Here is a 24267-nt window from a genome sequence, read left to right on the forward strand (position 1 = left end):
GTCTCTACCTTTCTAGCAAAAGTTGACGCAGCTTCGCAAAAAAGCGGGGAGCCCGCTCCGGCTCTTTTTCTCCTCCCGCCGCATAGCGGCATGCCATTTGACGCACGGCCCGGCTCGCCTTCGCCGCCGGATCAAAGAGAACAAACGGCGTTTGCCGGACGACACAGCGCGCCACCGTCCGGTCTTCAGGAACGACGCCAAGCAAGGCGATGTCTTTATGGAAAAACCGACTGGCGGCATGCTGCAGACGCGAAAAGACGCCATATCCTTCCCGCTCGCTGCCGGCGCGGTTGACGATGACGGAAAACGGCGCCTCGCTGCCAGCGGTGTGCATATATTTCATCATGGCGTAGGCATCCGTCATCGCGGTCGGCTCCGGCGTCGTGACAATAAACACATCGTCGACGGACTTTAAAAAATACAATCGTTCTTCTGAGGCACCCGCCCCCATATCAAAAATGAGGTAATCATATCGCAACGACACCGTCTGCAGCTCGTCCAACAAATAGTCGATCGCAGATCGATTGAGACTCAACCATTGCGCGGCGCCCGTCCCTCCAGCAATATACGATAGATGCTCCGGTCCGCTTTTTACCAGCTCGGAAAGCGGCAGCCGCGCGGAAAACCAATCCGAAAGCGTCAATGGCGACGACTGACCGAGCAAAATGTCGATGTTGCCCATGCCGATGTCCATATCAAGCAGCAAGACGCGAAACCCGAGCTTCGAGAGCGACAGCGAAAAATTGAGCGAAAGGTTTGACTTGCCGACTCCGCCTTTCCCGCTCGTCACCGCGATGGTCCGCGGCCCCGCCGCCGGCTGGCGCCGGCGGCCCAGCTCATAGCGCAGCCGTTCCGCTTGATCGCTCACCATCGCTCCGCCCCAAACAGCAGATGAACGAGCCGGTCTGCGGACGCTTCCACCATGTCGTCCGGCACATTTTGTCCGTTCGTGAAATAGGCGGCGGCAAGCCTGCTGTCAAGCAACATATTGACGATCGTTCCAAACGAGTCCGTCTCATCAAGCTTCGTCACGATCAGCCGATCGATCGGCAGGCGGGAAAAGTGGTTGTAAACCGTTTTCATATCGTCATACTTTCCCGTGGCGGCGAATACAAGAAACGTTTCCGTTTCACTGTCAAACTCGAGCGTTTGCTGCAGTTCATCCACGTATTGCGGATTGCGGAAGTTGCGGCCAGCCGTATCGATGAACACGAGATCGCAGCCGGCCAAATTCCGCTTCGCCATCCGAAAATCGTCGGCATTGTAGCATACTTCCAACGGAGCGTGCAAAATGTCGGCATACGTCTTCAGTTGGTCGATGGCGGCGATCCGGTACGTGTCGGCCGTGATGAACCCGACTTTTTTCCCTTGTTCGAGGACGGCCCGCCCTGCCATTTTGGCGAGCGTCGTCGTTTTTCCAACCCCGGTCGGACCAAGCAAAATCGTATACTTTTTTTGCTCCGCCGTTTTGACAAACGGAAGCGGCGACAATAGATCGCGCACCGCTTCTTTCGTCCAAGCGGCAACCGCAGCGGGCGACCGGCCGTCTTTGTCGGCATACCACCGTTCAAGCAGGCGATCCATCACTTGGCGGACGTACACCTCCGCCATCCCTTGCCGAACGAGGCGCCGTTCCGCTTCCGCAAGCGGCGGAGGATACAAAAGCGAAGACGAGCGGGCGTTGAACTGACGGATGAGCGCCTTGACTTCCTCGAGTTCACTGACAAGCGAGCCGTCTCCCTCCCGCTCGGCCGCCGGCAAAGGGGCAAAAGACGCGGCGGCACTCGGCTGACGCGTCAAAGACGCGGCGGCACTCGGCTGGCGCCGCGGCAGCGGATCTGGATCAACGCCGGCCAACACTTCGATCTTTTTTTTCGCAAACAGACCGAAAAATCCGCCGGTCTGCACCACTTTCGAGTGCAAAATGACGGCGTCGCGGCCAAGTTCGGCGCGAACCATTTTCATCGCTTCGTTCATGGACGGGGCGACAAATTTTTTCACTTTCATTCGATTTCCACCATCCCCACGCTTTGAACTTCGACATCCGCTTCAAGCTCGTTGTACGACAACACCGGAACAGTCGGAAAATGGCGCTCGGTCAATTGGCGGACGTACATGCGCACCGCCGGGGAGCAGAGCAAAATCGGCGTCTGGCCGGCGAACGGATAGCGTTCAAGCGCCGCGGCGACCGCTTCCACAAACGCCTGCGCCCGCGCCGGCTCGAGCGCCAAATAGCGGCCGTGTTCGGTTTGTTGCACGGCGTCGGCGATCGTTTTTTCCGCCCTGCCCGACAGCGTAATGACGCGCAGCGGCTCGCCCGGCACGGCGTACTGCGAGGTGATTTGCCGCGCCAACGCTTGGCGGACGTATTCCGTCAACAAATCGGTGTCGCTGGTCAGGCGGGCAAAATCGGCAAGCGCCTCAAAAATGAGCGGCAAGTTGCGGATCGACACTTTCTCTTTCAGCAGCTTGGCGAGCACTTTTTGCACGTCCCCGACAGACAACGGATTCGGCGTCACATCGTCAACAAGCACCGGATACGATTCTTTTAAATGATCGATCAGCTGTTTTGTTTCCTGACGCCCCAGCAGTTCGTGAGCATGGGCTTTCAGCACCTCCGTTAAGTGTGTCGAGACAACCGATGGCGGGTCGACGACTGTATAGCCAAGCATTTCCGCCCGGTCTTTTACGGTCTCGGAAATCCATTTCGCCGGCAGACCAAACGCCGGCTCGATGATGTCAATGCCATCAATCGAATCATCGTCAACTCCGGGGCTCATCGCCAAATAATGGTCAAGCAGCAGCTCGCCGCGCGCCACTTCCTCGCCTTTCACTTTGATCCGGTATTCATTCGGCTGCAGCTGGATGTTGTCGCGGATGCGCACAACCGGGATGACAATGCCGAGCTCGAGCGCGAGTTGACGGCGAATCATGACGATTCGGTCGAGCAAATCTCCGCCTTGATTGGCGTCAGCAAGCGGAATGAGCGCATAGCCGAACTCAAATTCAATCGGATCAATATGCAGCAGTTGGATGACGCTCTCCGGACTTTTCAATTCATCGGCAGCCGCCGCCTCCTCTTCCGGAGCGGCCAATGCCGCTTCTTCTTGCTTTTGCCGCTCGATAAATCGGTAGCCGCCAAGCGCCAGCAGCCCGGCAATCGGCATCGTCAGCAAGTCGTTGATCGGCGTGAACAAGCCGAGCAGGAAAATCGTTCCTGCCGTGACGTACAACATTTTCGGAAACGCGAACAGCTGGCGCATAATATCGCCGCTCAAGTTGCTGTCCGACGCCGCTCGAGTGACGATGATGCCAGTGGCCGTAGAAATGAGCAGCGCGGGAATTTGGCTGACGATTCCATCGCCCACCGTCAAAAGCGTGTAGCGCTTTGCCGCCTCCGCTATATCCATTCCTTTCTCCACAACGCCGATCACCATGCCAAACAACATGTTGATGACGACGATAATGATGCCGGCGATGGCGTCGCCTTTCACAAATTTGCTTGCCCCGTCCATCGCTCCGTAAAAGTCGGCTTCTTGCGCCACTTTTTCCCGCCGCTTGCGCGCTTCTTGCTCCGAAATCATGCCGGCGTTCAAATCGGCGTCAATGCTCATCTGTTTGCCGGGCATCGCATCGAGCGTAAAACGGGCCGCCACTTCCGAGACGCGCTCGGCCCCTTTGGTGATGACAACAAACTGGATGATGACCAAAATCAAAAACACGACAAACCCCACGACGACATCGCCGCCAACGACGAACGTTCCGAACGTTTCCACGACGCCACCCGCCTCCCCTTTGCTTAAAATCGAGCGGGTGGTGGACACGTTCAGCCCAAGCCGAAACAGCGTCAGCACTAAAAGCAATGACGGAAAAATAGAAAACTCAAGCGGCTCTTTCGTGTTCATCGCCGTCAGCAAGACAAGCAAGGCAAGAGAAATATTGATGATGATCAATACGCTCAACAGCCATGTCTGCAGCGGAATGACGAGCATGGCGACGATGAGCACGACAAGAAACAATACGGATAAATCTTTGATTTGCGCTTGCATGGTTTTCTCTCCTTGTTGCTACACGTTTCCTTTGAGCCGATAGACGTACGCCAAAATTTCCGCCACTGCCTTAAAAAACGCCTCTGGAATCATGTCGCCGACTTCCGTCTGGCGATAGAGCGCCTGCGCAAGCGGGCGATTTTCGACCGTCACGACGCCATGGGTTTTGGCCACTTCCTTGATTTTCAACGCCATATAATCCGCCCCTTTCGCGATGACGACCGGCGCTTCCATCTTGCCGTCTTCATACTTGAGGGCGACAGCGTAATGCGTCGGGTTCGTAATGACGACATCCGCGTTCGGCACTTCCTGCATCATCCGCCTCATTGCCATCTCGCGCTGTTTTTGCTTGATGCGCGATTTAATGAGCGGATCGCCTTCCGTCTTTTTGTATTCATCTTTAATGTCCTGTTTGGACATGCGGATGCTTTTTTCAAATTCAAACCGCTGATACCAATAATCAAACAGCGCTAAACACAAGAGCGCCCCCGCAGCGTACAGCCCCATTTTCACCGTCAGCCCGCCGATGACAGTCAAAGCCTCACCCGGCGTCTTGGAAACGAGCGCCGCAAGTTCGCTTCGTTCGGCCAACAGCGCCGCGAACACGACCGCACCGATGATTCCAGCTTTTAACACAGATTTCAACAGCTCAACCAAGGCGCGCAACGAAAACAGCCGTTTCATTCCTTGCACGGGATTGAGGCGGTTCCCATCCATTTTTAACGGTTCAACGGTAAACAAAGCACCGATTTGCAAAAAGTTGGCCAACCCAGCCGCCAGCACGGCGGCGGCGAACAGCGGCGCCAAAAGCAAAGCGGCATGAGAAAGCCAGTCAAGAAACAGCCGGTGAAGCGAATCAATCGTCAGCGAAGGGGAGGCAGAATCGGACAAGGCGCGGGTGAACAATCGCAACAGGCCGTCCCGTTCATACTCCCCGGCCAAAAACAAAGCAAGAAATGAAGCAAGCAACACAGAAGCGGAGACGACATCGCCGCTTTTGGCCACCTGTCCTTTTTCCCGCACTTCTTGCCGTTTGCGAGGCGTCGCCTTTTCCGTTTTTTCCCCAGCAAAAAATTGCAAATCGAGCCGCCACTCGCCCATCTTATCCGCCCCCCAACAGCCGCATCAACTCGCGCAACGAGGCAAACATGAAGTGAAATACACTGCGCGCCGCAAGCAATATCGTCCCAATCCCCGCCAACAGGAGCAAAAACGCCGCTGCCGTTTTAACTGAAAAGCCGACCGCGAAAATGTTCATTTGCGGCACCGCCCGAGCGATGATGCCAAGCGCCACATCCACTAAAAAGAGTGATCCGACAAGCGGGGCCGCCATTTGGAACGCAGCGGCGAACATGGCTGCAAATGCCCGAACGGCATATTCCACCGCCCGCCCATCAGCAATATGCGGCAAACGGTCAATCGGCAGCCAATGATAGCTGTCAAACATGCCGGCAAGCAACAAATGGTGGCCATCGAGAGCGAGCAAAAGCAGCAGGGCGAGCAAATGAAGATATTCGCCAAGCAGCGGGCTTTGCGCTCCTGTTTGCGGATCGATGACATTGGCGATGGCAAACCCAATTTGAAAATCGATCAAGCCGCCAGCAATTTGCACCGCCGCCATGAGAATCGCTGCCAACAGTCCAAGCGCCAGGCCGACGAGCGCTTCCTTCACGACGAGCAAAACGTACACACCGTCAAGCGCCAACACGGGTTTGGGCATCGCCAAAAACAACAGCCAGCTGGACAGAAACGCCAAACCAACTTTATACGAAGCCGGCACGGTCCGATAGGAAAACAATGGCATCGCTGCAAAAAACGAAGCAGTGCGGACAAAGACGAGCAAAAACGCTGGAAAATAAGTCCATGCTTGTTCCATCGCCGATCAGCCTATAAACGAGGCAAGATTGTTGAAAATATCGTGCGCGTATGACACCATTTTCGTAAGCATCCACGGCCCAAAAAATACAAGCCCAAGCAAAACAGCGACGATTTTCGGCACAAACGCGAGCGTCTGCTCTTGAATTTGCGTCGCCGCCTGAAAAATGCTGACGACAAGCCCGACGGCAAGGGACAACAACAAGAGCGGCCCGCAGACGACAAGCACGATATACACGCCTTGTTCAGCAAGGCGGATGATGAAATCGGCACTCATAAACGCCACCTATCTTTATTGAAAACTTTGCAACAATGATTTGACGACCAAATGCCAGCCATCAACAAGGACAAACAATAAAATTTTAAACGGCAGCGAAATCATCACGGGCGGCAGCATCATCATCCCCATCGACATTAAGACGCTGGCGACGATCATGTCGATGACTAAAAACGGAATAAAAATCATAAAGCCCATTTGAAACGCCGTTTTCAACTCACTGATGGCAAACGCCGGCACGAGCGCGGTCATTGGGATGTCGTTGACCGTTTTCGGCTGTTTGGCGCCGCTGTATGATAAAAACAGCGCCAAATCTTCCTGCCTGGTGTATTGGCTCATAAACTGCTTCAGGGGGACAGCCGCCCGTTCATACGCCTCCTCCAAATCAATTTTGTCGGCAAACAGCGGCTGCAATGCCTGGTCGTTGATGTCTTTCCAAGTCGGCGCCATAATGAAAAATGTTAAAAACAAGGCGAGTCCGACAAGCACTTGGTTCGGCGGCATCTGCTGCGTGCCGAGCGCCGTGCGCACAAACGACAAAACGATGACGATGCGCGTAAAACATGTCATCATAATGAGAATGCCGGGAGCAATCGACAAAACGGTGAGCAACAGAAGAAGCTTCACCGCTGTCGAAACGTGCTCGGGAGCCATCGAATCAAACATATGGACAAATTCACTCATCGCCCGCCGTCCCTTTCTTCTTCAACCGATTGAGCCACTCGTTTCGCTTTTCGGCCATTTGCTTCATCTCCTCCGCCAACAGCGCCGAAAACGACGGCGGCAAACCGTTTTTCCTTTTTAAATTTCCCGTCCACTCGCCTCGAAGGAAGGAACCAAGCCGGCCGAACTCCGCCATTCGCTCCAACCGTGCGCGATGTTGCTCCAACAGTTCATTCATTTCTTGTTCGTCTTCAATTTCTTTCAGAAGCTGAATCGAATCACCGACACCGATGACGAAAAGCCGACGGCCGACTTTAATGAGCTGTACAGAGCGGTTCGTCCCGACGCTCGTCCCGCCGAGATGCTCGATGACGCCCTTTTGGCTTGAAATGAATGACTGGCGGCGAGATATCCATCTTAGCACGGCATAAAGAAGAACAAGGACAAAGGCGGTCGCGCCGATGAGCCGAAGCACATCGAAAGCGGAAACCGCATCAGCGGCTTGATTCGCTGTCTGTTTTGTCTGTTGCCCGGAAGGAGCTGGCGGCCCGCATGAATCGGGATGCTGCAGGCAGTCGGCGACCGTCGGGCTTTGGGCGGCCAATGCCGGCGTCGGCCCCAAAGCGATGGCTGCCGCCAGCAAAACGGCCGCCCAGCGCCAAATTGCCATCGTTTCCACCTCTGATCGCTCACCCGATCGTTTTGTTGATCGCTTCGATGACGCGGTCGGCTTGGAACGGCTTGACCACAAAATCTTTCGCCCCGGCTTGAATGGCATCAATCACCATTGCCTGCTGCCCCATCGCGGAGCACATAATGACTTTGGCATTGCTGTCGATTTTTTTAATTTCCTTGAGCGCCGCAATCCCATCCATCTCCGGCATCGTAATATCCATTGTCACGATATCGGGCCGCGTTTCCTTGTATTTCTCGATCGCCTGCCGTCCATCGGCCGCTTCGGCGACGACTTCATGTCCGTTTTTCGTCAAAATATCTTTAATCATCATGCGCATAAATGCCGCATCATCAACGACAAGCACTCTTGCCATGTCCCCTAACCTCCCAAACGCCTGTTTATTTTAGCTTTGTCAGCCGATCGCTTTGGCTGATGATGTCCGTAATGCGGACGCCGAAATTTTCATCGATGACGACAACCTCGCCTTTGGCGATCAGCTTGTTGTTGACAAACACATCGACCGGTTCGCCGGCCAGTTTATCGAGCTCAATGATCGATCCAGTCGACAGCTGCAAAATTTCCTGCACCGACCGCTTCGTCCGTCCGAGTTCAACCGTCACCTGCAGCGGCACATCAAACAGCAGCTCCAAATTGCGCGCCTCCGTTGCCGCAAGCGGCGGGGCATCGAACTCGACGAAATCGGCGGTTTGAATATGCCGTGCAGCTGCACCCTCTCTCTCCTTGTTCGCGGTCGAGGCGTACGTGTCGGTCAATGCGAGCCCGCGTGCAGCTGCACCCTCTCTCTCCTTGTTCGCGCGCCCAGCCGGCGCTTGATCCGTCGAGCGGCTCGCCGCTTCTGAAACAGCCACACCGCCGTTTGTCTGAGCGTCAATCGCAACAGGCTGCGGCTCGCAAAACGGCCGGTCGTCCGCCGACGACTTAAGGCTCACTTCCGCTGCCCCCGGCTCCTCAAGCGGCGAGCCGAGCAATTGGGCAACCAATTCTTTCGCGAAATCGACCGGCAGCAGCTGCATAATGTTTGAGTCGATCAACTCGCCAATTTTGAGCCGAAATGACACTTTAATGAAAAAGTCTTCGTCCGGCAAATATTCCATCCCTTTTCCTTCCGCTAAATCAAGCAGATGGAGCGCCGGCGGGGAAATATCAACCCGCTTGCCAAAGACGGTCGACATTGACGTCGCCGCTGAGCCCATCATTTGGTTCATCGCTTCTTGAACAGCGCTCAGCTGAATCTCTCCGAGCGGACCATCGGCCGCCGTTCCGTCGCCGCCAAGCATTAAATCAGCGATAATCGCCGCGTCTTGCTGTTTAATGACGAGCAAGTTTGTCCCGAGCAGCCCTTCCGTATAGTTAACTTGGATGGCGACATATGGTTGCGGAAATTCATCGGCGACGCTTGTGCGCTCGATAATGGACACACTTGGCGTCGTGATTTCCACTTTTTGATTCAATAACATCGACAGGGCAGTGGCCGAACTGCCGAAAGAAATATTGCCGATTTCCCCAAGGGCGTCCTGCTCAAGTGGAGAGAGAATATCATGAAGCTTCGGAATAGAGTCATCGCTGCCCATTCCGCGCAACAAAGCATCAATTTCATCCTGCGACAGCATGCCATCATTCATCATGGTCGTCTTCGTCCCCCTCGATCATCGCTAAAATTTGCACCGCCAGCTTTTTGTTCCGCTTCCCCGGCTGGCCGATAAACTTTGGAATATGGCCAATTTTGACCACGAGCGGCTCATGAATCGACTGCTCGAGCTGAATGACATCGCCGGCCTCGAGTTGAAGAAATTCATTGACCGTGATGACCGCCGTTCCCAGTTCAGCGATAATCGGCAATTGGGCCGCGCGGATGCGCTGTTCGATCCGTTTCGCTTCCTCGGGGGAACGCTCCTTTTTTTGCGCCTGCATCCAGTAATGCACCGACAGCCGCGGCATAATCGGCTCCAAGACGACATGCGGAATGCACACATTCATCATGCCGCGCGCTTCGCCAATTTGCGTGTTGAGCGAAATGACGACGACGGTGTCGTTCGGCGCAATCATGCGCAAAAACTGCGGATTGACTTCAAAATTGACAAAGAGCGGGTCGACTTCCGCCACCGATTCCCAAGCGTCGCGCCAATGGACAAACGCCTTGTCAAACAAATTGGACATGATGCGTGTTTCAATCTCCGTCAAATGCTCCACTTTATCCATGCCGACGCCGCGTCCGCCCATCACCCGATCAAGAATGGCGTAAGCGATGTTCGGGTTGACTTCCAAAAGGACATGTCCGCCGAGCGGCGGCACCTCAAAGACATTGATGATCGTCATTTTTGGGATGGAGCGGACAAATTCTTCGTATGGAATTTGGTCGGCCGATGCGACCGAAATTTGCACATATGTGCGCAACTGGGCGGAAAAAAACGTTGTCAGCAGACGGGCGAAATTTTCATGAATGCGCGTCAGGCTGCGGATTTGATCTTTGGAAAACCGGAGCGCCCGCCGGAAATCATACGTTTTGACGCGTCGGCCTTCCTCCTCTTTTTTCAGCTCCTCCGCGCTCATCTCCCCTGCAGAAAGCGCAGCGAGCAACGCGTCAATTTCGCTTTGCGACAATACTTCCCCGGCCGTCATTTCATCTTCCCCCCTTCCAATGACAGGGCTACTGGAGGATAAACGAAGTAATGTAGACGTTCTCCACTCTCCCTTCTTGCATCAATCCGTTGATCTCGCGCTTCAGCCTCTCTTTCAGCGCCGTCAGCCCTTCTTTTCCTTTAAAGTCGGCCGCTTTCATCTGCGAAAGTTGCTCGATGATCACGTCTTTCATCTGAAAATCTCGTTTCTCCGCCTCTTCTTTTCCTTGATCGCTGTCTGTTTCAATTTTAAATGAGATTTTAATATAACGTCCGTCTGCTAAATTGGTGGTCATTTCCGGAATGTCGATCGATCGTTCCGCCAGTTCGTCAGCGCTTGGCGCCCCTTGTTTTTCCGCATGCCCCATCTTCATCACCGCGACAAGCGCCGCCGTTCCAGCCAAAGCGATGACCGCCAGCACAATGATCATCGTTTTGATTGCTTTATTCCCTTTCACGGTCCAATCCTCCTGCTTTCGGTAAGCGAAACACACCAAGCTGCTGGTAAAACTCGCTCGCTCGCGCCGCCACTTGCTCGACCGTTTCGCGAATGACGAATTTTTTTCCGTTCGTCAGCGTCACGGTCGTATCAGGAAACGCTTCAATTTGTTCGATGTACAGCGCATTGAGCACAAACCGTTTGCCGTTGAGCTTCGTTAACGAAATCATCGGCCAGCAGGCGCAAGACGCCGCTCACGCCCTACCTCCTATTCTATTTTTTTAAGTTGACAAGCTCTTGCAAAATTTCATCCGATGTCGTAATGATGCGCGTATTCGCCTGGAAGCCGCGCTGGGCGACGATCATCTCCGTGAATTCCTCGGCAAGGTCGACGTTGGACATCTCAAGCGCGCCGGAGACGATCGTTCCTGTTCCGTTCGCTCCCGGCGCCCCTATCGTTAGCGTTCCAGAGTTGGTCGTTTCGCGGAACAAGTTGTTGCCGACTTTTTCTAATCCGTCATTATTTGTAAATTTGGCCAGCTGAATCGTGCCGATTGTCTGCAAGTTTCCCGAATCGTCTACAATATTCACCTTGCCATCTGCCCCGATGCTTAAGCTTTTCGCAGTAGAAGAAATTTTCAAACTCGTGATTTTCCCAGTCGAATCAGTTCCAAGTAAATATTGCCCATCGGCATTGACCATATAGCCTTGCGAATCGAGATAAAAATTCCCGGCTCTCGTATACATGCGATTGTTGCCGGACGCATCGCCGACGACGAAAAACCCGTCGCCGGAAATGGCCAAATCGAGCACGCGGCCGGTCGTTTGCAAGCTGCCTTGCGTATGGACGGTGTCGATCGCCGCCAGCTGCGAACCGAGCCCGACCTGCTTTGGATTCGTCCCGCCGCGGCCGGCACCGGCATTGGGTCCGCTTGCTCCAGAAATCGTCTGGCTCATCAAATCTTTGAAAATCGTTCGTCCTTTTTTAAACCCGTACGTATTGACATTGGCAATGTTGTTGCCGATGACATCCAACTTCGTTTGAAAGTTGCGCATGGCGCCGATTCCGGAATACATGGAACGAAGCATCGGTTCCCTCTCCCCTTTTATCCTTTTTGTTCGACTTTCACGACCGCATCCGCGGCAATCGTTGTCCCGTTATCAAGCCCAATAGTCACTTGGCCGTCTTTTTGCATGACCGATTGAACGACGGCGCTCATCATCGTCTCGCCGTCTTGCCAGTGCACCGTTTTGCCGATCCATTCGCTGTAGCGCAAAAGCGCATCGCGGCTTGACGCTTGCATCCATTGCTGCATCAAATTGGCGATGTTCATCATTTGCTCAAGCGAGGAGAAGCTCGCCATTTGCGCGATAAAGTCTTTATCTTCCATCGGATTGAGCGGATCTTGGTTTTCGAGCTGAGCGAGCAAAATTTTGAGAAAGTCGTCTTTTCCTAAAATTTGATTGCCCGTTTTCCGTTCCGGCTGAACCGCGTTTGTCAGCCATAAGCTTCCATCAATCGGATTCGTTGTCATCCTCGTTCTTTTCCCCCTTATGCGTCAGCTTCGATCCCGTCTAGCGCAAACGGGAAAGAAGATGATGGCTCCCGCTTTTGTTTTTGCCGCGATTCGCCCTGCTGCTGCCCTCCTTGGCGGTTCCCGGAATATGGCGGCATCGCGGGGCTGTCATAATCCGACCAAACGGTCCATTTTTCGACCGTGATGGAACTCGCATCAAGCTGCTGAGCAAGCTGCGGCAAATGAGCGTTTAGCAACTCTTTCACCGCGTCGTTCGCCACGAGCAGCTTGGCGGCGAGCTTTCCACCTTCCTCTGTCATTTTCACCGTCACCGTCCCGAGATGTTCCGGATGCAGACGGATGACAAGCTGCATGACACCGTTTGGAAGCCTCATCCACCGCGCCGACCTTAGCACGTGGGCGACTTGATCAGCGACGCTTCCGCCAGCTGACGCCGGCATCTCGCCAACCAGCCCGACAGATGAAGAGGAGGGTGATGAAAGCGCAGGAGGAGTGGTGAACGAAGGAGCGGCCTCGCCGCCCTGCCCCTCCCTTTTTGGCAACGAAACGTCTTTTTCACCAGCCGGACGGACAGAAGAAGCTTCGTTCGCCAACGCAACACCCGGTCTGTTGCCTCCTTGCTCATGGAATGGACGTTGGTCGCCGTCGCTTAGGAGCGATGGAAACACCCCGGTTTTTCCGCTGAAAGGCGAAACAGATTCAGCATCGATATGACCACGTTTCCGTCCATCGGTTATGAGCGCACGTTCCAATCCCGCTTCATCGGCTGCCGGCTGAGCGGCAATCGTTTCTTCGCCATTCATCGCGCCGACAAACGGAAATGCCCCATGATCACTCGTTATCCCTTCCGCCTGCTGATCCGCCGTCAAAAGCGGCGCGCCTGCAGCTGCCGAAATTGGAGCGACAGCCCAAGCAGCCACGACGGAAGGGGCAAGCCACCATGATTCGATTGGCGCCGGCTTCTTTTCCGCTGAAGATGGTTGTCCGGCTGTTCCCGGTTCCACTCCGCCATTTTGCCAATCCGGCTCTTTGTTTCCGTTCGGTTGCTCTTGAAACAAGCGGTCCCTTGCCCAAGAGGGCAATAGCTCTTGTTGCTTATCGGCAAGCAGCGCCGCAAACACGTTTGCGTTTCCCGCCTCTTTTTTCACCGCCATAGCGCCTGCCGATAGCGGCGCGTTTGCTGTGATCGTCACTTTCATTCGGCCGCCTCCTTCTCCATCGCCTTTTTGCTTAACGATGCCAACAGTTTCGCCGCCTGTCCAGCCGGCATTTGTTCCAAAATGGCGCCTGCTTTGTCGCCGTCAATCCTGCTCAGCACACGGAGCGCTTCGCTCTCAGGCAGTTCCGCTAAAATCGCCGCCGCCTGTTTTTCCGACATGGCGCCATACATGCCGGCGACATCTTCTTCCGTCAAGGCCGGCTCGTCAACAGGCTCAGCCTGAGCGTCCGTTTTCCCGCTTGGCGCAGACAGCTGGGCGATTTCCTTTTCCTTTGCCGCCAATTCGTTTTTCAACTGCTTGATTTGCTTTTGTTGGTCGGCGATCGTTCGTTTTTGTTGGTCGATCGTCTTCTGTTGGGCTTCAATCGTTTTTTGCAACGCTTTCTCCTTTTTGTTCCAGTCGACCCACTCGGAGACAAACGGCGCCTTTATGGTCCACTGTTTTGCCGCCTTGGCCACATCAACGCCGGCAATGTTTAAAATCAACAACAGAAAGGAGGCGGCAAACGCACTCGGAATGACAATGACAAACAACAGCCATTGCCACCAACTCGCTTGTATTTCCTGTTCAACTTTGCTCTCCGCCATCTATACCTCTCCTTGCCTTGCAAAACGTTGAACCGCCATTTCATCGAGCAGACGGCGTTCCGCTTCCCTCTCAAGCTGCTCGGCCCACCGCTTCATGCGCTCGCGCATTTTTTCGTATTTTTTCACTTCGATATTCAATTCCATCAAACGCTGCTGCCGGCGCTGCATCCGCTCGCGCGCCTGCATGACGACGAGCTGATAATGGTCGATCATCCGCTCTAAATTCGCCATATATTGCAGCCTGAGGCGAATGTCTCCAACGGACAGGCCGGCTTGAAGCTGTTCATCCCGAGCCGCTGCGCATTCTTCTTTTTCCTTGAGCAGGCGGTAAAGCGTTTCGGCTGCCTGCTCAAACCGGCGGACCGCCTCCTCGTATTCGCCAAGCGCCTTCTCTTTTTCTTTTTCTTTCATCGCCAGCACTTTTTGCAGCCGAAACGTCGGCGTCACATTTGTTCCCCCTTTCATCGTCTGAACATGGCGCGCGATTTCTCACCGAACCGGCAACAAGCGCAACAGGGCATCAATGCTTTCGGCGCGCGTCATTTTTTCATCGATGTTTTGGCGGCAAAACGCCATCATTTGCGGATAAAATTCGATCGCCTCATCAATTTCTTGGGACGATCCTCGTTTGTACGCCCCGATTTGAATCAAATCCTCCGAATCGATATAAGTGGACAGAAGGCGGCGGAAACGGTTTGCCGCTTCGCGGTGCTCTGCGCTGATCACGTGGGGCATGACACGGCTGACGCTTTTGAGCACGTTAATCGCCGGATAATGCCCTTTGTTCGCCAGCTGGCGTTCCAACACAAAATGGCCATCCAAAATGCCGCGCACCGCATCAGCGATCGGCTCATTCATGTCATCGCCGTCAACAAGCACCGTATAAAACGCGGTGATCGTGCCGGAAGCGTTCGTTCCAGCCCGTTCAAGCAGCTTTGGCAGGAGGGCGAAGACCGATGGCGTATAGCCTTTCGTCGTCGGCGGCTCACCGACGGCAAGGCCAATCTCCCGCTGCGCCATCGCGACGCGGGTGACTGAGTCCATCATGAGCATGACATCCGCCCCTTGGTCGCGGAAATATTCGGCGATCGCCGTTGCCGTATAGGCGCCTTTGACGCGCATCAGCGCCGGCTGGTCGGACGTGGCGACAACGACAACTGAGCGGGCCAAGCCGTCCGGGCCAAGGTCGCGTTCTAAAAACTCGCGCACTTCGCGGCCACGCTCGCCGATTAAGGCGATGACGTTCACATCAGCCGACGTATGGCGGGCGATCATTCCCATGAGCGTGCTTTTGCCGACGCCCGAGCCGGCAAAAATGCCGACGCGTTGCCCCTTGCCGACGGCAAGCAGGCTGTCGATGACGCGGATGCCGACTTCAAGCGGTTCGACAATCGGCGGCCGAACGAGCGGATTGGGCGGATCGCGTTCGACCGACACCGGCTTCAGCCCGGGCGGCAACGGACTCCCGTCAAGCGGTTGGCCGAGCGGATCAAGAACCATGCCAATGAGCGCATCGCCGACGTGCACTTCAAGCGGCCGGCCGGTCGCTTCGACAAGGCAGCCGGGAGCGATATGGGTCGTGGCGGAAAACGGCATAAGCAAGACGTGCTGTTCATGAAAGCCGACGACTTCAGCAGGAATTTTCCGGCATCCGCTCTGTTCATGGATGTAACAAAGATCGCCAATCGAGCTTTTTGGTCCTTTCGATTCCATCATCAAGCCGATGACGCGCGACACTTTGCCAAACCGTTTATACAAGTCGACAGCGTCTATTTCATCAAGAAGCGCCTGCCAGTTCAGAAAACGCTCCCTCCTTCAATCGCCGGTAGAGCGCCTCGCGCAGCCGCTCAAGCTGTACATCGACGCCCGCCTCGATGCGCCCAAACGGCGTCTCCACGACACAGCCATATTCAGGAAGCGCATCGTCCGGGTAGATGAATAGATCAACGCGATGCGGAAACAGAGATTTCAGCAGCTCTTTTTGTTCTGCCACGATTTCGTAGCCGTGCGGATGCACATAAACGGCCACTTCCGTTTGCTGGCGCACTTCCTGCAATGCTTGGTGCACGAGCGGCAAAAAAGCGTTTCGATCGCCCTCAAGCGCGGCGCCGAGAATGCGTTCGGCCGCTTTTAACGCCACCTCCAGCATCGCCTCAGCCGTCGATTCGATGCGAGCGTAAAATTCGGTGTTCGCTCGCTCCGCCAAGCGGCGGGCTTGCTCGATCAACGCGCGGTGCGCGCTCAAAGCCTCCTCACGCCCAGCCGCATAGCCGTCTTCATACCCGCGGGCGCGCGCTTCCTCGATGAGGCGCTCTTTCTCACGCTGCCATTCCTCTTTTTCGCGGGCCAACTGCTCGCGCACCGATTCGTAATATTGCTCTGCCTGGCGGCGAAGCTCGGCTGCTTCTTCCTTGGCGGCGGCGACCGCTTCCATCTCCCGTTGCCGATCGTCGACGGACGATGGAAGATCGGAAGCATGGCGCTGCACGACAATCGTCTTTTTCCCAGCGCGCGCCGCCAAATTGGGCGCTTTAATGACGTTAGACAATAATATCATCTCCTCCCCCGCGCGCGATGACGATTTCTCCGGCCTCTTCGAGACGTCGAATCACGGCGACGATGCGCGACTGCGCCTCCTCGACATCACGCAGCCGGACTGGCCCCATATATTCCATTTCTTCTTTGAACGTCTCGGCCATTCTTGTCGACATGTTGCGGAAAATAATGTTTTTCACTTCGTCGCTCGCTACTTTCAGCGCCAACATGAGATCGTTGTTGTCCACCTCGCGGATGACGCGCTGAATGGCGCGGTGATCGAGCGTCACGATATCTTCAAAGACAAACATCCGTTTTTTAATTTCCTCGGCCAGTTCCGGGTCTTGAATTTCCAAGGCATCCAAAATCGTCCGCTCCGTGCTCCGGTCGACTTGGTTCAGCACTTCCACGACCGCCTCAATTCCGCCGGCTTGCGTGTAATCTTGCACGACGGTCGCGGACAGCCGCCGCTCCAAAATTTGCTCGACTTCGTTGATAATCTCCGGCGATGTGCTGTCCATCAGCGCGATGCGCCGGGCGACATCCGCCTGCATTTCCTGCGGCAGCGCCGATAAAATTTGCCCTGCCTGCGCCGGCTCCAAATACGAAAGAATCAGAGCGATCGTTTGTGGATGTTCATTTTGAATGAAGTTTAACAGCTGCATCGGGTCGGCTTTGCGTGCGAAATCAAACGGCCGCACCATCAGCGCTGATGTCAGGCGGTTGATGATCTGCATCGCCTTATCCGGGCCGAGCGCTTTTTCAAGCACTTCTTTCGCATAGGCGATGCCGCCTTGGGCAATGTAATCTTGCGCCAGGGCGAGCTGTCGAAACTCTTCAAGCACTTCCTCTTTTTGTTCCGTCGTCACTTGACGGACGTTGGAAATTTCCAGCGTCAGCTTCTCGATCTCTTCCTCGGATAAATGTTTATAGACAGAGGCCGACACATCCGGGCCGAGGGAAATAAGCAGGATGGCTGCTTTTTGCCTGCCCGACAGCCCGCCTTTTCGTTCGCGCTTTGCCATACGCCGTTCCCCCTACTCTTCCGATAGCCACGTTTTTAATAGTTTGGCAAACTCATCCGGCTTTTCTTTCGCCAGCCGCTCAAGCTGTCGACGGCGCAACGCTGCCTCCGTCTCCGGCGGCTCCGGCAAATCCGGCTCCGTCGAAAGCGGCGGAGTGAACAAGTGTTCTTCTTCTTCCTCGTCTTCACGGCGGCGGCGCAGCCAGAGGAACAACAGCAAAGCAACGAGGAGCAGCGCTCCTGCACCGGCCGCATACCACCACCACACCGGCCGGTCCGGCGTTGATTCGGTGAATGTCGGCTTGCCGTTGAATTTTTGCACCGAAACGACGATGCGGTTGTTGATGTCTTGATCCGTGAGCGTTTGCGCCTCGCTTTTGTCAATTGACGTCCGAACGATCGTTCCTAGCAGTTTTTGAATATCATTGACCGTCTCGGGCGGCAGCGAGTTCGGATCATTAGGGTCAGGCGGCTCGACCATCACTTGGATGCCTAGGTCGCGGATTTTATATGGACTTTCGACGATTTGCTTTTTGATTTTGTTTACCTCGTTGTTGATCGTCTCTTCGGTTCGTTCATAGTTGCCGTTTGTCGCGCCGTTTGCATTTTGGTAGCCCGGCACTTCGTTCGCGCCTGTTCCAGCGGCGCCTCCGGGCGGCGCGCCGCTCCCGGAGTACGTCTCCTTAATGCGCTGGACGCTGACGGCAATACCTTGCTTCGTTTTCTCGTCCACTGGAGAAACCAAATTTTCTTCTCGTTTCTCCTGCGTAAAGTCGACATCCGCCGTCACGGAAACGACGACTTTATCCTGCCCCATCATCGTGCCGAGCAGTTGCTGCACTTGGCGTTGAATGTCGCGCTCGATCTGCTTTTTGATTTGTTGCTGCGAGGCGAATGTCGTTCCTGTCGAATTTTCGCCGTCGTTTTTTAAATCGTAATACTCAAAAAACTGATTCATAATGACGATATTATCTGTAGAGAGATTCGGAACACTTTTGGCGACGAGATGATAGAGCGCTTTGATTTGCTCGTCGCTGAATTGATAGCCCGGCTTCGTCTTCAGCACGATCGAAGCCGAGGCTTCCCCTTTCTCATCGGAAACGAATACGCTCGGCTGCGGAAGGTTGATCATGACTTTGGCGTCCTCGACGCCGTCGATCGTCTTGATCAAGTTGGCGAGCTCCGTTTGCATCGCCTTCAGCTTTACCATATTGAACTCGTTGTCCGTCATGCCGAAGCTCGCGTTTTGGCCGAAAAATGAATAGTCAATGACTCCACTGTTCGGGATGCCTTCAGCAGCGAGCTCGACTTTCAGCGCGTCCACTTGCTCTTTCGGCACTTTAATCGTCGTCCCGCCGTCCGCCACTTCGGCCGGAACGCCGCGCTGGTCAAGCGTTGCTTTAATTTGCCCCGCTTCTTGCGGCGACAAATTGCTGTAGAGGGGCACCATTTCCGTCCTTGTGGCGAAAAAGACGCCGACGCCAACAGCCAGAAGCACGGCCGCTGCCGCAGCGAGCACGAGCCATTTCTGTTTTTTTGTCCGTTCCTGCCAAAACGCGCGAGCGCGGCTCCACCACTCTTTCCATTTCCTTCTCATACAATTCCCCCGATGATCCAATACCTGCCGCCATAGCGCAACAATGGCGGCGGCTTTCGTATGTATTGCGATTCATGGCTGCTACAATGGCATGCGCATCATTTCTTGATACGCCTCGATCGCTTTGTTGCGGATCTCCAGCGTCAGCTGCAACGTGATGCTCGCTTTTTGCGCGGCGATCATCACATCATGCAACTGAACGTTCTCCCCGCGAACGAGCTTTTCCGTCAGCGCATCGGCTTGAATTTGCGCTTCGTTCACGCGGTTGAGCGCCTCTTTGAACAATGCGGCGAATTGCTTTTGCGCCTCAGCCGGCTTCGCTGGGGGCGAAACGGCGGAAGACATCGTCAGCCCAATGCGGCTTGCTCCATCAATCATCGTTTATCCCCCTCGCATGCTATTTCCCGATCTCGAGCGCCTTCATGAGCATTCCTTTTGAAGCATTCAACACTGTAACGTTCGCCTCATACGAACGCGTCGCCCCGATCAAGTCCACCATTTCTTTCAGCGGGTCGACGTTTGGCAGACGCACATAGCCGTCGGCGCCCGCATCCGGGTGATTCGGGTCGTAGACGAGTTTAAACGGCGCCGGATCATCGACAATTTCGCGCACCCGCACTCCGCCGTCCACCGCGTCGGCACGGCCGAGCGCAGCCTGCAAATAGCCGGAAAACGACCCGCTGCGCGGTTCGATGATGACCATTTTGCGTCGGTACGGCTCCCATTCGCCGTTGACAAGGCGGGCGCGCGTCGTATCGACGTTAGCCATGTTAGAGGCAATCACATCCATGCGCAACCGTTGGGCGGTCAACGCCGAAGCCGAAATGTTTAGACTTTGAAACAAAGACACCCGTTACTTCCCTCCTTTTATCACGGTTTTCAACGTGGTAAATTTGCCGTTGAGCCGCTCGATTAAAGCATTGTAATAAATTTGGTTTTCTGCTAGTTTTGACATTTCTTGATCGATATCGACACTGTTTCCATTATGATTGTAACTCACCGTCGTGTCCGTCGTCACGATGATTTTTCCATTTTGTTCGTTTGGAAACGAAAAATGCTTCGGATTCGTCCGTTTAGCCTCAAGCCGAAACGCCCGTTCCAATTCAGCCTGAAAGCGCACATCTTTCGCCTTATAGCCCGGGGTATCGGCGTTGGCGATGTTGTCGGCGATCGCCTGTTGGCGAAGCGCAGCATAGCGAAGCCCTTGTTCAAGCCAACCGATCGTCGCTGAAAAGAGCGCCAATGGAATCCCCTCTTTTCTCCTATTTTTCGACAATTTCTGCTAGTTTTCATTTTACGGGAAAGAAAACCTAATGTATAGACGGAACTTGGTACTATTTTTCGACGATGCCATGACAGAAAAACGATGCCAAAGATGTTTGTCAACAACAAAAAACCCGCCGGGCCAAAATCCCCAGCGGGCTTAGGCGGCTACGCCGTTCAGCTTGATTTCAATTTTTCAAGTTCGCTTAAAAACTTGTCATTCAATACTTTAATGTACGTTCCTTTCATGCCGAGCGAGCGCGATTCGATCACGCCGGCGCTTTCCAGTTTGCGCAGAGCATTGACAATGACCGAGCGGGCGATGCCGACGCGGTCGGCGATTTTGCTCGCGACAAGCAGCCCTTCCGTTCCGTCAAGCTCCTCAAAAATGTGTTCGATCGCCTCAAGCTCGCTGTAAGAAAGGGAGCTGATCGCCATTTGCACGACCGCCTTGCTGCGCGCTTCCTCTTCAATTTCTTCCGCCTTTTCACGCAAAATTTCCATGCCGACGACCGTGGCACCGTATTCAGCCAAAATAAGATCGTCATTGTCAAACTCGCGGTCAAGGCGCGACAAAATGAGCGTGCCGAGCCGCTCGCCTCCGCCGTTGATCGGGACAATCGTCGTCAAACCAGTTTTGAACAAGTCACGATTTTCCACTGGAAACGCCGTATATTCGCTATTAATATCAATATTAGGAGACGTTTCCGTAATGTTGAACAAGTTTTTCGTGTATTCTTCCGGAAACTGGCGCTCCTCCAGCATCCGCTTCATCCGTTCGTTTTCAATCGATTGTTTAATGGCAAATCCAAGCAGTTTGCCGCGGCGGCTGACGACAAACACATTGGCTTCAATCACTTCGCAAAGCGTTTCTGCCATTTCTTTAAAATTGACCGGCCGCCCGGCCGCCTTTTGCAACATGGCGTTGATTTTCCGCGTTTTCTCCAGCAAGTTCATGGATTTCATCTCCTCCTCATAAAATAAACTCGCTTAAATCTTTGTTTTTGACGATGCTGCCGAGTTTTTGCTCGACATATTGCGGTGTGATGACGACCTTGTCGATTCCGATGTCCGGCGCCTCAAACAGCAAGTCTTCCAGCAGTTTTTCCAAAATCGTGTGCAACCGGCGCGCACCGATGTTGTCGGTCGTCTGGTTTACTTCAAACGCCACCTCGGCAATCTTACGAATAGCATCGTCAGAAAATTCAAGACTTATACCTTCTGTTGCCAAAAGAGCTTGATATTGTTTAATGAGCGCGTTATTCGGCTCGACTAATATTCTTACGAAATCGTCGACCGAAAGTTTCGCCAGCTCGACGCGAATCGGGAAACGGCCTTGCAGCTCAGGGATCAAATCCGAGGGCTTCGCCATATGAAACGCGCCGGCGGCGATGAATAAAATATGGTCTGTTTTCACCGGTCCGTACTTCGTCATGACGGTCGACCCTTCGACAATTGGCAAAATGTCGCGCTGCACCCCTTCGCGCGAGACGTCGGCCGAGCCGGACACCGCTCCGCTGCGGGCGATTTTGTCGATTTCATCGATAAAAATGATGCCGGACTGCTCAGCCAGGCGGACAGCCTCTTGCGTCACTTCATCCATGTCGATCAGCTTTTGCGCTTCCTCGTTGATGAGCACTTTGCGCGCTTCACTCACTTTGAGACGCCGCTTTTTGCGCCGCTTCGGCATGAGGCTGCTCAAGGCGTCCTGCATGTTCATCCCCATCTGCTCAATGCCTGCCCCTTGCAAAAAGTCAAAGAACATTGGCGGCTGCTCCTCAATTTCAATCGTGACCATCTCGTTTTCCAACTGCCCGTTTGCCAGCTGCCAGGCGACTTGACGCCGCTTTTGCTCGACTTGTTCATCCTCATGGCTGTAGCTGTTGTCCGTTTGGACTCCTTGGCCGCCAAACAGCAGCTCGAGCGGGTTTTTGATCGTTTGCTTTTGTTTGCCTGGAACGAGCAGTTCAACAAGCCGCTTGTTCGCCTGCTGTTCAGCTCGGTCTTTCACTTCGTTCATTTTTCGTTCTTTCACGATCCGAACTGACGTTTCCACCAAATCGCGCACCATCGATTCGACGTCGCGCCCGACATAACCGACTTCGGTGAATTTCGTCGCTTCGACTTTGATGAACGGGGCGCCGACGAGTTTGGCGAGCCGGCGGGCGATCTCCGTCTTCCCGACCCCGGTCGGGCCGATCATTAAAATGTTTTTCGGCATCACTTCATCGCGCAATTTTTCATCGAGCAAACTGCGGCGGTACCGGTTGCGAAGCGCGATCGCCACCGCCTTTTTTGCCTCTTTCTGCCCGACGATGAACTGATCGAGCTTTTCGACAATCTGCCGTGGAGTCAACGTTTCCGCCATCATCGGCCTCCTCCTTTTTACAGCTCTTCGACAATAATATGGCTGTTCGTATAAACGCAAATGTCAGCGGCGATCTCCAGCGCCGCCTTGGCAATCTCTTTCGCCGTCATCGAGCCGCCGGCGTACTTCTTCAATGCACGCCCAGCCGCCAATGCATACTGACCGCCCGAGCCGATGGCAAGCATGCCATCATCCGGCTCAATCACTTCGCCCGTGCCGGAGACAAGCAACAAATGCTGTTGGTCCATCACGATGAGCATCGCCTCGAGGCGGCGCAATACTTTATCGCTCCGCCACTCTTTCGCCAGCTCAACCGCCGCGCGCGGCAAGTTGCCATTCCATTGTTCGAGCTTGCCTTCAAACATTTCAAACAGCGTAAACGCGTCAGCGACGGAGCCGGCAAAGCCGGCTAGCACTTTGCCTTGAAACAGCCGCCGCACTTTTTTTGCTGTATGCTTCATGACGACCGCATTGCCGAACGTCACTTGGCCGTCTCCAGCCATGGCGGATGCGCCGTTATGGCGGATGGCAAAAATTGTCGTCGCATGAAAGGCTCCCATCATTTCTCCTCCTTGCCTGCGGGTTACGCCCGCGGATGCGCCTGCAAATAAATATGCCGCAGCCGGTCTTTCGTTACATGTGTATACACTTGCGTCGATGACAAATGCGCATGGCCGAGCAGTTCCTGCACCGAACGGAGATCGGCCCCTTCGTTGAGCAAATGAGTCGCAAACGTATGCCGAAGCACATGCGGGCTGATGTTTTGCGTCAGCGCAGCAGCTTCGACAATCCGACCCAAAATATGGCGCACTCCCCGAGGTGTGAGCGGATTGCCTCGGGCGTTGACAAATAAATAGCGGTGGTCCGCCGGCAGCTTTCTTGTCAGCTCGCGTCTTCCCCCATGGATATACCGTTCAAGCGCTTCGCGGGCCGGACGGCCGAACGGAACATAGCGCTGCTTGTTTCCTTTGCCGTGAATGAGCACGGTTTCCGCAACCAAATCGACATCAGGCAACTGTATGTGACAACATTCACTAACCCGAGCGCCCGTCGCGTACAACAACTCAAGCAACGCCGCATTGCGCTGGCCTAGGGCCGTATTTTCATCATTGACAAGAAACAATGCTTCTAATTCTTTCGGATATAAAAAATTGGGAATTTTTTGCTCTTTTTTCGGCAGCGTCGCGAGCGCAAACGGATTTTCGGACGCCCGCCCTTCGCGCAACAAAAACTTGTAAAAGCTGCGCAGACTCGAAATTTTGCGGGCGACCGAACGGCTGGCCAACTGTTGCTCGTATAGTTTCGTCAAATAGAAACGAACATCGCTGTAGGACACTTCATCGAGCGCGCCGATTCCTTCTTCATCCATAAACCGGAAAAATTGCTCAATGTCACGCCGGTAACACACAATAGTATATTGTGAATAATTTTTCTCGATTTGTAAATATTCCATGAATAATTGTAACGCAAGTTTCGAATTCTCCATCGCCTCACCCCGCAACGGCTACTACATCGTA

The 24267-nt window shown here is 54.3% G+C and carries 29 protein-coding genes; all 29 read right to left on the reverse strand.

What is annotated here, in order from left to right:
* Nucleotides 1-4 precede the first annotated feature (4 nt).
* Nucleotides 5-871 carry a MinD/ParA family protein gene (locus B9L19_RS12265; RefSeq protein ID WP_033024375.1) on the reverse strand — a complete coding sequence of 289 codons (867 nt, stop codon included), beginning with the start codon at nt 869-871 and terminating at the stop codon, nt 5-7.
* Complete coding sequence (gene flhF, locus B9L19_RS12270; RefSeq protein ID WP_025951099.1) at nt 865-2007, reverse strand: flagellar biosynthesis GTPase FlhF; 1143 nt, start codon at nt 2005-2007, stop codon at nt 865-867. The genes B9L19_RS12265 and flhF overlap by 7 nt, the downstream gene beginning before the upstream one ends.
* On the reverse strand, nt 2004-4049 hold the full coding sequence (flhA, locus tag B9L19_RS12275; RefSeq protein ID WP_047753351.1) for a flagellar biosynthesis protein FlhA: 2046 nt from the start codon (nt 4047-4049) through the stop codon (nt 2004-2006). The genes flhF and flhA overlap by 4 nt, the downstream gene beginning before the upstream one ends.
* Nucleotides 4050-4067: 18 nt before the next feature.
* Nucleotides 4068-5150 (reverse strand): flagellar biosynthesis protein FlhB, encoded by a 1083-nt coding sequence (gene flhB, locus B9L19_RS12280; protein WP_047753352.1) that lies wholly within the window; start codon nt 5148-5150, stop codon nt 4068-4070.
* 1 nt (nt 5151) lies between these two features.
* Nucleotides 5152-5925: a flagellar biosynthetic protein FliR gene (gene fliR / locus B9L19_RS12285; protein WP_025951096.1), complete on the reverse strand. Its 774-nt coding sequence runs from the start codon at nt 5923-5925 to the stop codon at nt 5152-5154.
* Nucleotides 5926-5931: 6 nt separating this feature from the next.
* Nucleotides 5932-6201, reverse strand: coding sequence for a flagellar biosynthesis protein FliQ (gene fliQ, locus B9L19_RS12290; protein WP_025951095.1), 270 nt, complete (start codon nt 6199-6201; stop codon nt 5932-5934).
* Nucleotides 6202-6216: 15 nt separating this feature from the next.
* Nucleotides 6217-6885 (reverse strand): flagellar type III secretion system pore protein FliP, encoded by a 669-nt coding sequence (gene fliP, locus B9L19_RS12295; protein ID WP_020754637.1) that lies wholly within the window; start codon nt 6883-6885, stop codon nt 6217-6219.
* Nucleotides 6878-7534, reverse strand: a complete 657-nt coding sequence (gene fliZ, locus B9L19_RS12300) for a flagella biosynthesis regulatory protein FliZ (protein WP_025951094.1) — start codon at nt 7532-7534, stop codon at nt 6878-6880. The genes fliP and fliZ overlap by 8 nt, the downstream gene beginning before the upstream one ends.
* 19 nt (nt 7535-7553) lie before the next feature.
* Nucleotides 7554-7913 (reverse strand): response regulator, encoded by a 360-nt coding sequence (locus tag B9L19_RS12305; protein ID WP_025951093.1) that lies wholly within the window; start codon nt 7911-7913, stop codon nt 7554-7556.
* A gap of 25 nt (nt 7914-7938) precedes the next feature.
* Entirely contained in the window at nt 7939-9186 is a 1248-nt protein-coding gene (gene fliY, locus B9L19_RS12310) for a flagellar motor switch phosphatase FliY (RefSeq protein ID WP_047753353.1), read from the reverse strand.
* Complete coding sequence (gene fliM, locus B9L19_RS12315) at nt 9176-10180, reverse strand: flagellar motor switch protein FliM (protein ID WP_025951091.1); 1005 nt, start codon at nt 10178-10180, stop codon at nt 9176-9178. The genes fliY and fliM overlap by 11 nt, the downstream gene beginning before the upstream one ends.
* Nucleotides 10181-10208: 28 nt before the next feature.
* Nucleotides 10209-10637, reverse strand: a complete 429-nt coding sequence (fliL, locus tag B9L19_RS12320; RefSeq protein WP_011230729.1) for a flagellar basal body-associated protein FliL — start codon at nt 10635-10637, stop codon at nt 10209-10211.
* Nucleotides 10624-10848 carry a flagellar FlbD family protein gene (locus B9L19_RS12325; RefSeq protein ID WP_047753354.1) on the reverse strand — a complete coding sequence of 75 codons (225 nt, stop codon included), beginning with the start codon at nt 10846-10848 and terminating at the stop codon, nt 10624-10626. The genes fliL and B9L19_RS12325 overlap by 14 nt, the downstream gene beginning before the upstream one ends.
* A 43-nt stretch (nt 10849-10891) precedes the next feature.
* Nucleotides 10892-11707: a flagellar basal body rod protein FlgG gene (gene flgG, locus B9L19_RS12330; protein WP_047753355.1), complete on the reverse strand. Its 816-nt coding sequence runs from the start codon at nt 11705-11707 to the stop codon at nt 10892-10894.
* A 17-nt stretch (nt 11708-11724) separates the two neighbouring features.
* On the reverse strand, nt 11725-12153 hold the full coding sequence (flgD, locus tag B9L19_RS12335) for a flagellar hook assembly protein FlgD (protein WP_025951089.1): 429 nt from the start codon (nt 12151-12153) through the stop codon (nt 11725-11727).
* Nucleotides 12154-12170: 17 nt separating this feature from the next.
* Nucleotides 12171-13355 (reverse strand): flagellar hook-length control protein FliK, encoded by a 1185-nt coding sequence (locus tag B9L19_RS12340; RefSeq protein WP_025951088.1) that lies wholly within the window; start codon nt 13353-13355, stop codon nt 12171-12173.
* Entirely contained in the window at nt 13352-13963 is a 612-nt protein-coding gene (locus B9L19_RS12345; protein ID WP_025951087.1) for a MotE family protein, read from the reverse strand. Before B9L19_RS12345 ends, B9L19_RS12340 begins: the two co-directional genes overlap by 4 nt.
* Nucleotides 13964-14410: a flagellar export protein FliJ gene (gene fliJ / locus B9L19_RS12350; RefSeq protein ID WP_025951086.1), complete on the reverse strand. Its 447-nt coding sequence runs from the start codon at nt 14408-14410 to the stop codon at nt 13964-13966.
* Nucleotides 14411-14452: 42 nt separating this feature from the next.
* Nucleotides 14453-15763, reverse strand: coding sequence for a flagellar protein export ATPase FliI (gene fliI / locus B9L19_RS12355; protein ID WP_075261419.1), 1311 nt, complete (start codon nt 15761-15763; stop codon nt 14453-14455).
* Nucleotides 15741-16520, reverse strand: a complete 780-nt coding sequence (gene fliH, locus B9L19_RS12360) for a flagellar assembly protein FliH (protein WP_047753356.1) — start codon at nt 16518-16520, stop codon at nt 15741-15743. The genes fliI and fliH overlap by 23 nt, the downstream gene beginning before the upstream one ends.
* Nucleotides 16504-17523: a flagellar motor switch protein FliG gene (fliG, locus tag B9L19_RS12365; protein ID WP_014195449.1), complete on the reverse strand. Its 1020-nt coding sequence runs from the start codon at nt 17521-17523 to the stop codon at nt 16504-16506. Before fliG ends, fliH begins: the two co-directional genes overlap by 17 nt.
* Before the next feature lie 12 nt (nt 17524-17535).
* Nucleotides 17536-19119, reverse strand: a complete 1584-nt coding sequence (fliF, locus tag B9L19_RS12370) for a flagellar basal-body MS-ring/collar protein FliF (protein ID WP_047753357.1) — start codon at nt 19117-19119, stop codon at nt 17536-17538.
* Nucleotides 19120-19200: 81 nt separating this feature from the next.
* Entirely contained in the window at nt 19201-19497 is a 297-nt protein-coding gene (gene fliE / locus B9L19_RS12375) for a flagellar hook-basal body complex protein FliE (RefSeq protein WP_047753358.1), read from the reverse strand.
* Between the two features lie 19 nt (nt 19498-19516).
* The gene (flgC, locus tag B9L19_RS12380; RefSeq protein ID WP_025951081.1) at nt 19517-19969 is read right to left on the reverse strand and encodes a flagellar basal body rod protein FlgC; all 453 of its coding nucleotides are present in this window, start codon (nt 19967-19969) and stop codon (nt 19517-19519) included.
* Nucleotides 19970-19972: 3 nt separating this feature from the next.
* On the reverse strand, nt 19973-20362 hold the full coding sequence (gene flgB, locus B9L19_RS12385; RefSeq protein ID WP_011230716.1) for a flagellar basal body rod protein FlgB: 390 nt from the start codon (nt 20360-20362) through the stop codon (nt 19973-19975).
* Nucleotides 20363-20559: 197 nt separating this feature from the next.
* On the reverse strand, nt 20560-21339 hold the full coding sequence (codY, locus tag B9L19_RS12390) for a GTP-sensing pleiotropic transcriptional regulator CodY (RefSeq protein ID WP_089113951.1): 780 nt from the start codon (nt 21337-21339) through the stop codon (nt 20560-20562).
* 16 nt (nt 21340-21355) lie between these two features.
* Entirely contained in the window at nt 21356-22750 is a 1395-nt protein-coding gene (hslU, locus tag B9L19_RS12395) for an ATP-dependent protease ATPase subunit HslU (RefSeq protein ID WP_025951080.1), read from the reverse strand.
* 17 nt (nt 22751-22767) lie between these two features.
* Nucleotides 22768-23310 (reverse strand): ATP-dependent protease subunit HslV, encoded by a 543-nt coding sequence (hslV, locus tag B9L19_RS12400; RefSeq protein ID WP_025951079.1) that lies wholly within the window; start codon nt 23308-23310, stop codon nt 22768-22770.
* 23 nt (nt 23311-23333) lie between these two features.
* Nucleotides 23334-24236: a tyrosine recombinase XerC gene (gene xerC, locus B9L19_RS12405; protein WP_025951078.1), complete on the reverse strand. Its 903-nt coding sequence runs from the start codon at nt 24234-24236 to the stop codon at nt 23334-23336.
* Between the last annotated feature and the right edge of the window lie 31 nt (nt 24237-24267).

Source organism: Geobacillus thermocatenulatus, from assembly GCF_002217655.1.
Taxonomy (GTDB): domain Bacteria; phylum Bacillota; class Bacilli; order Bacillales; family Anoxybacillaceae; genus Geobacillus; species Geobacillus thermocatenulatus.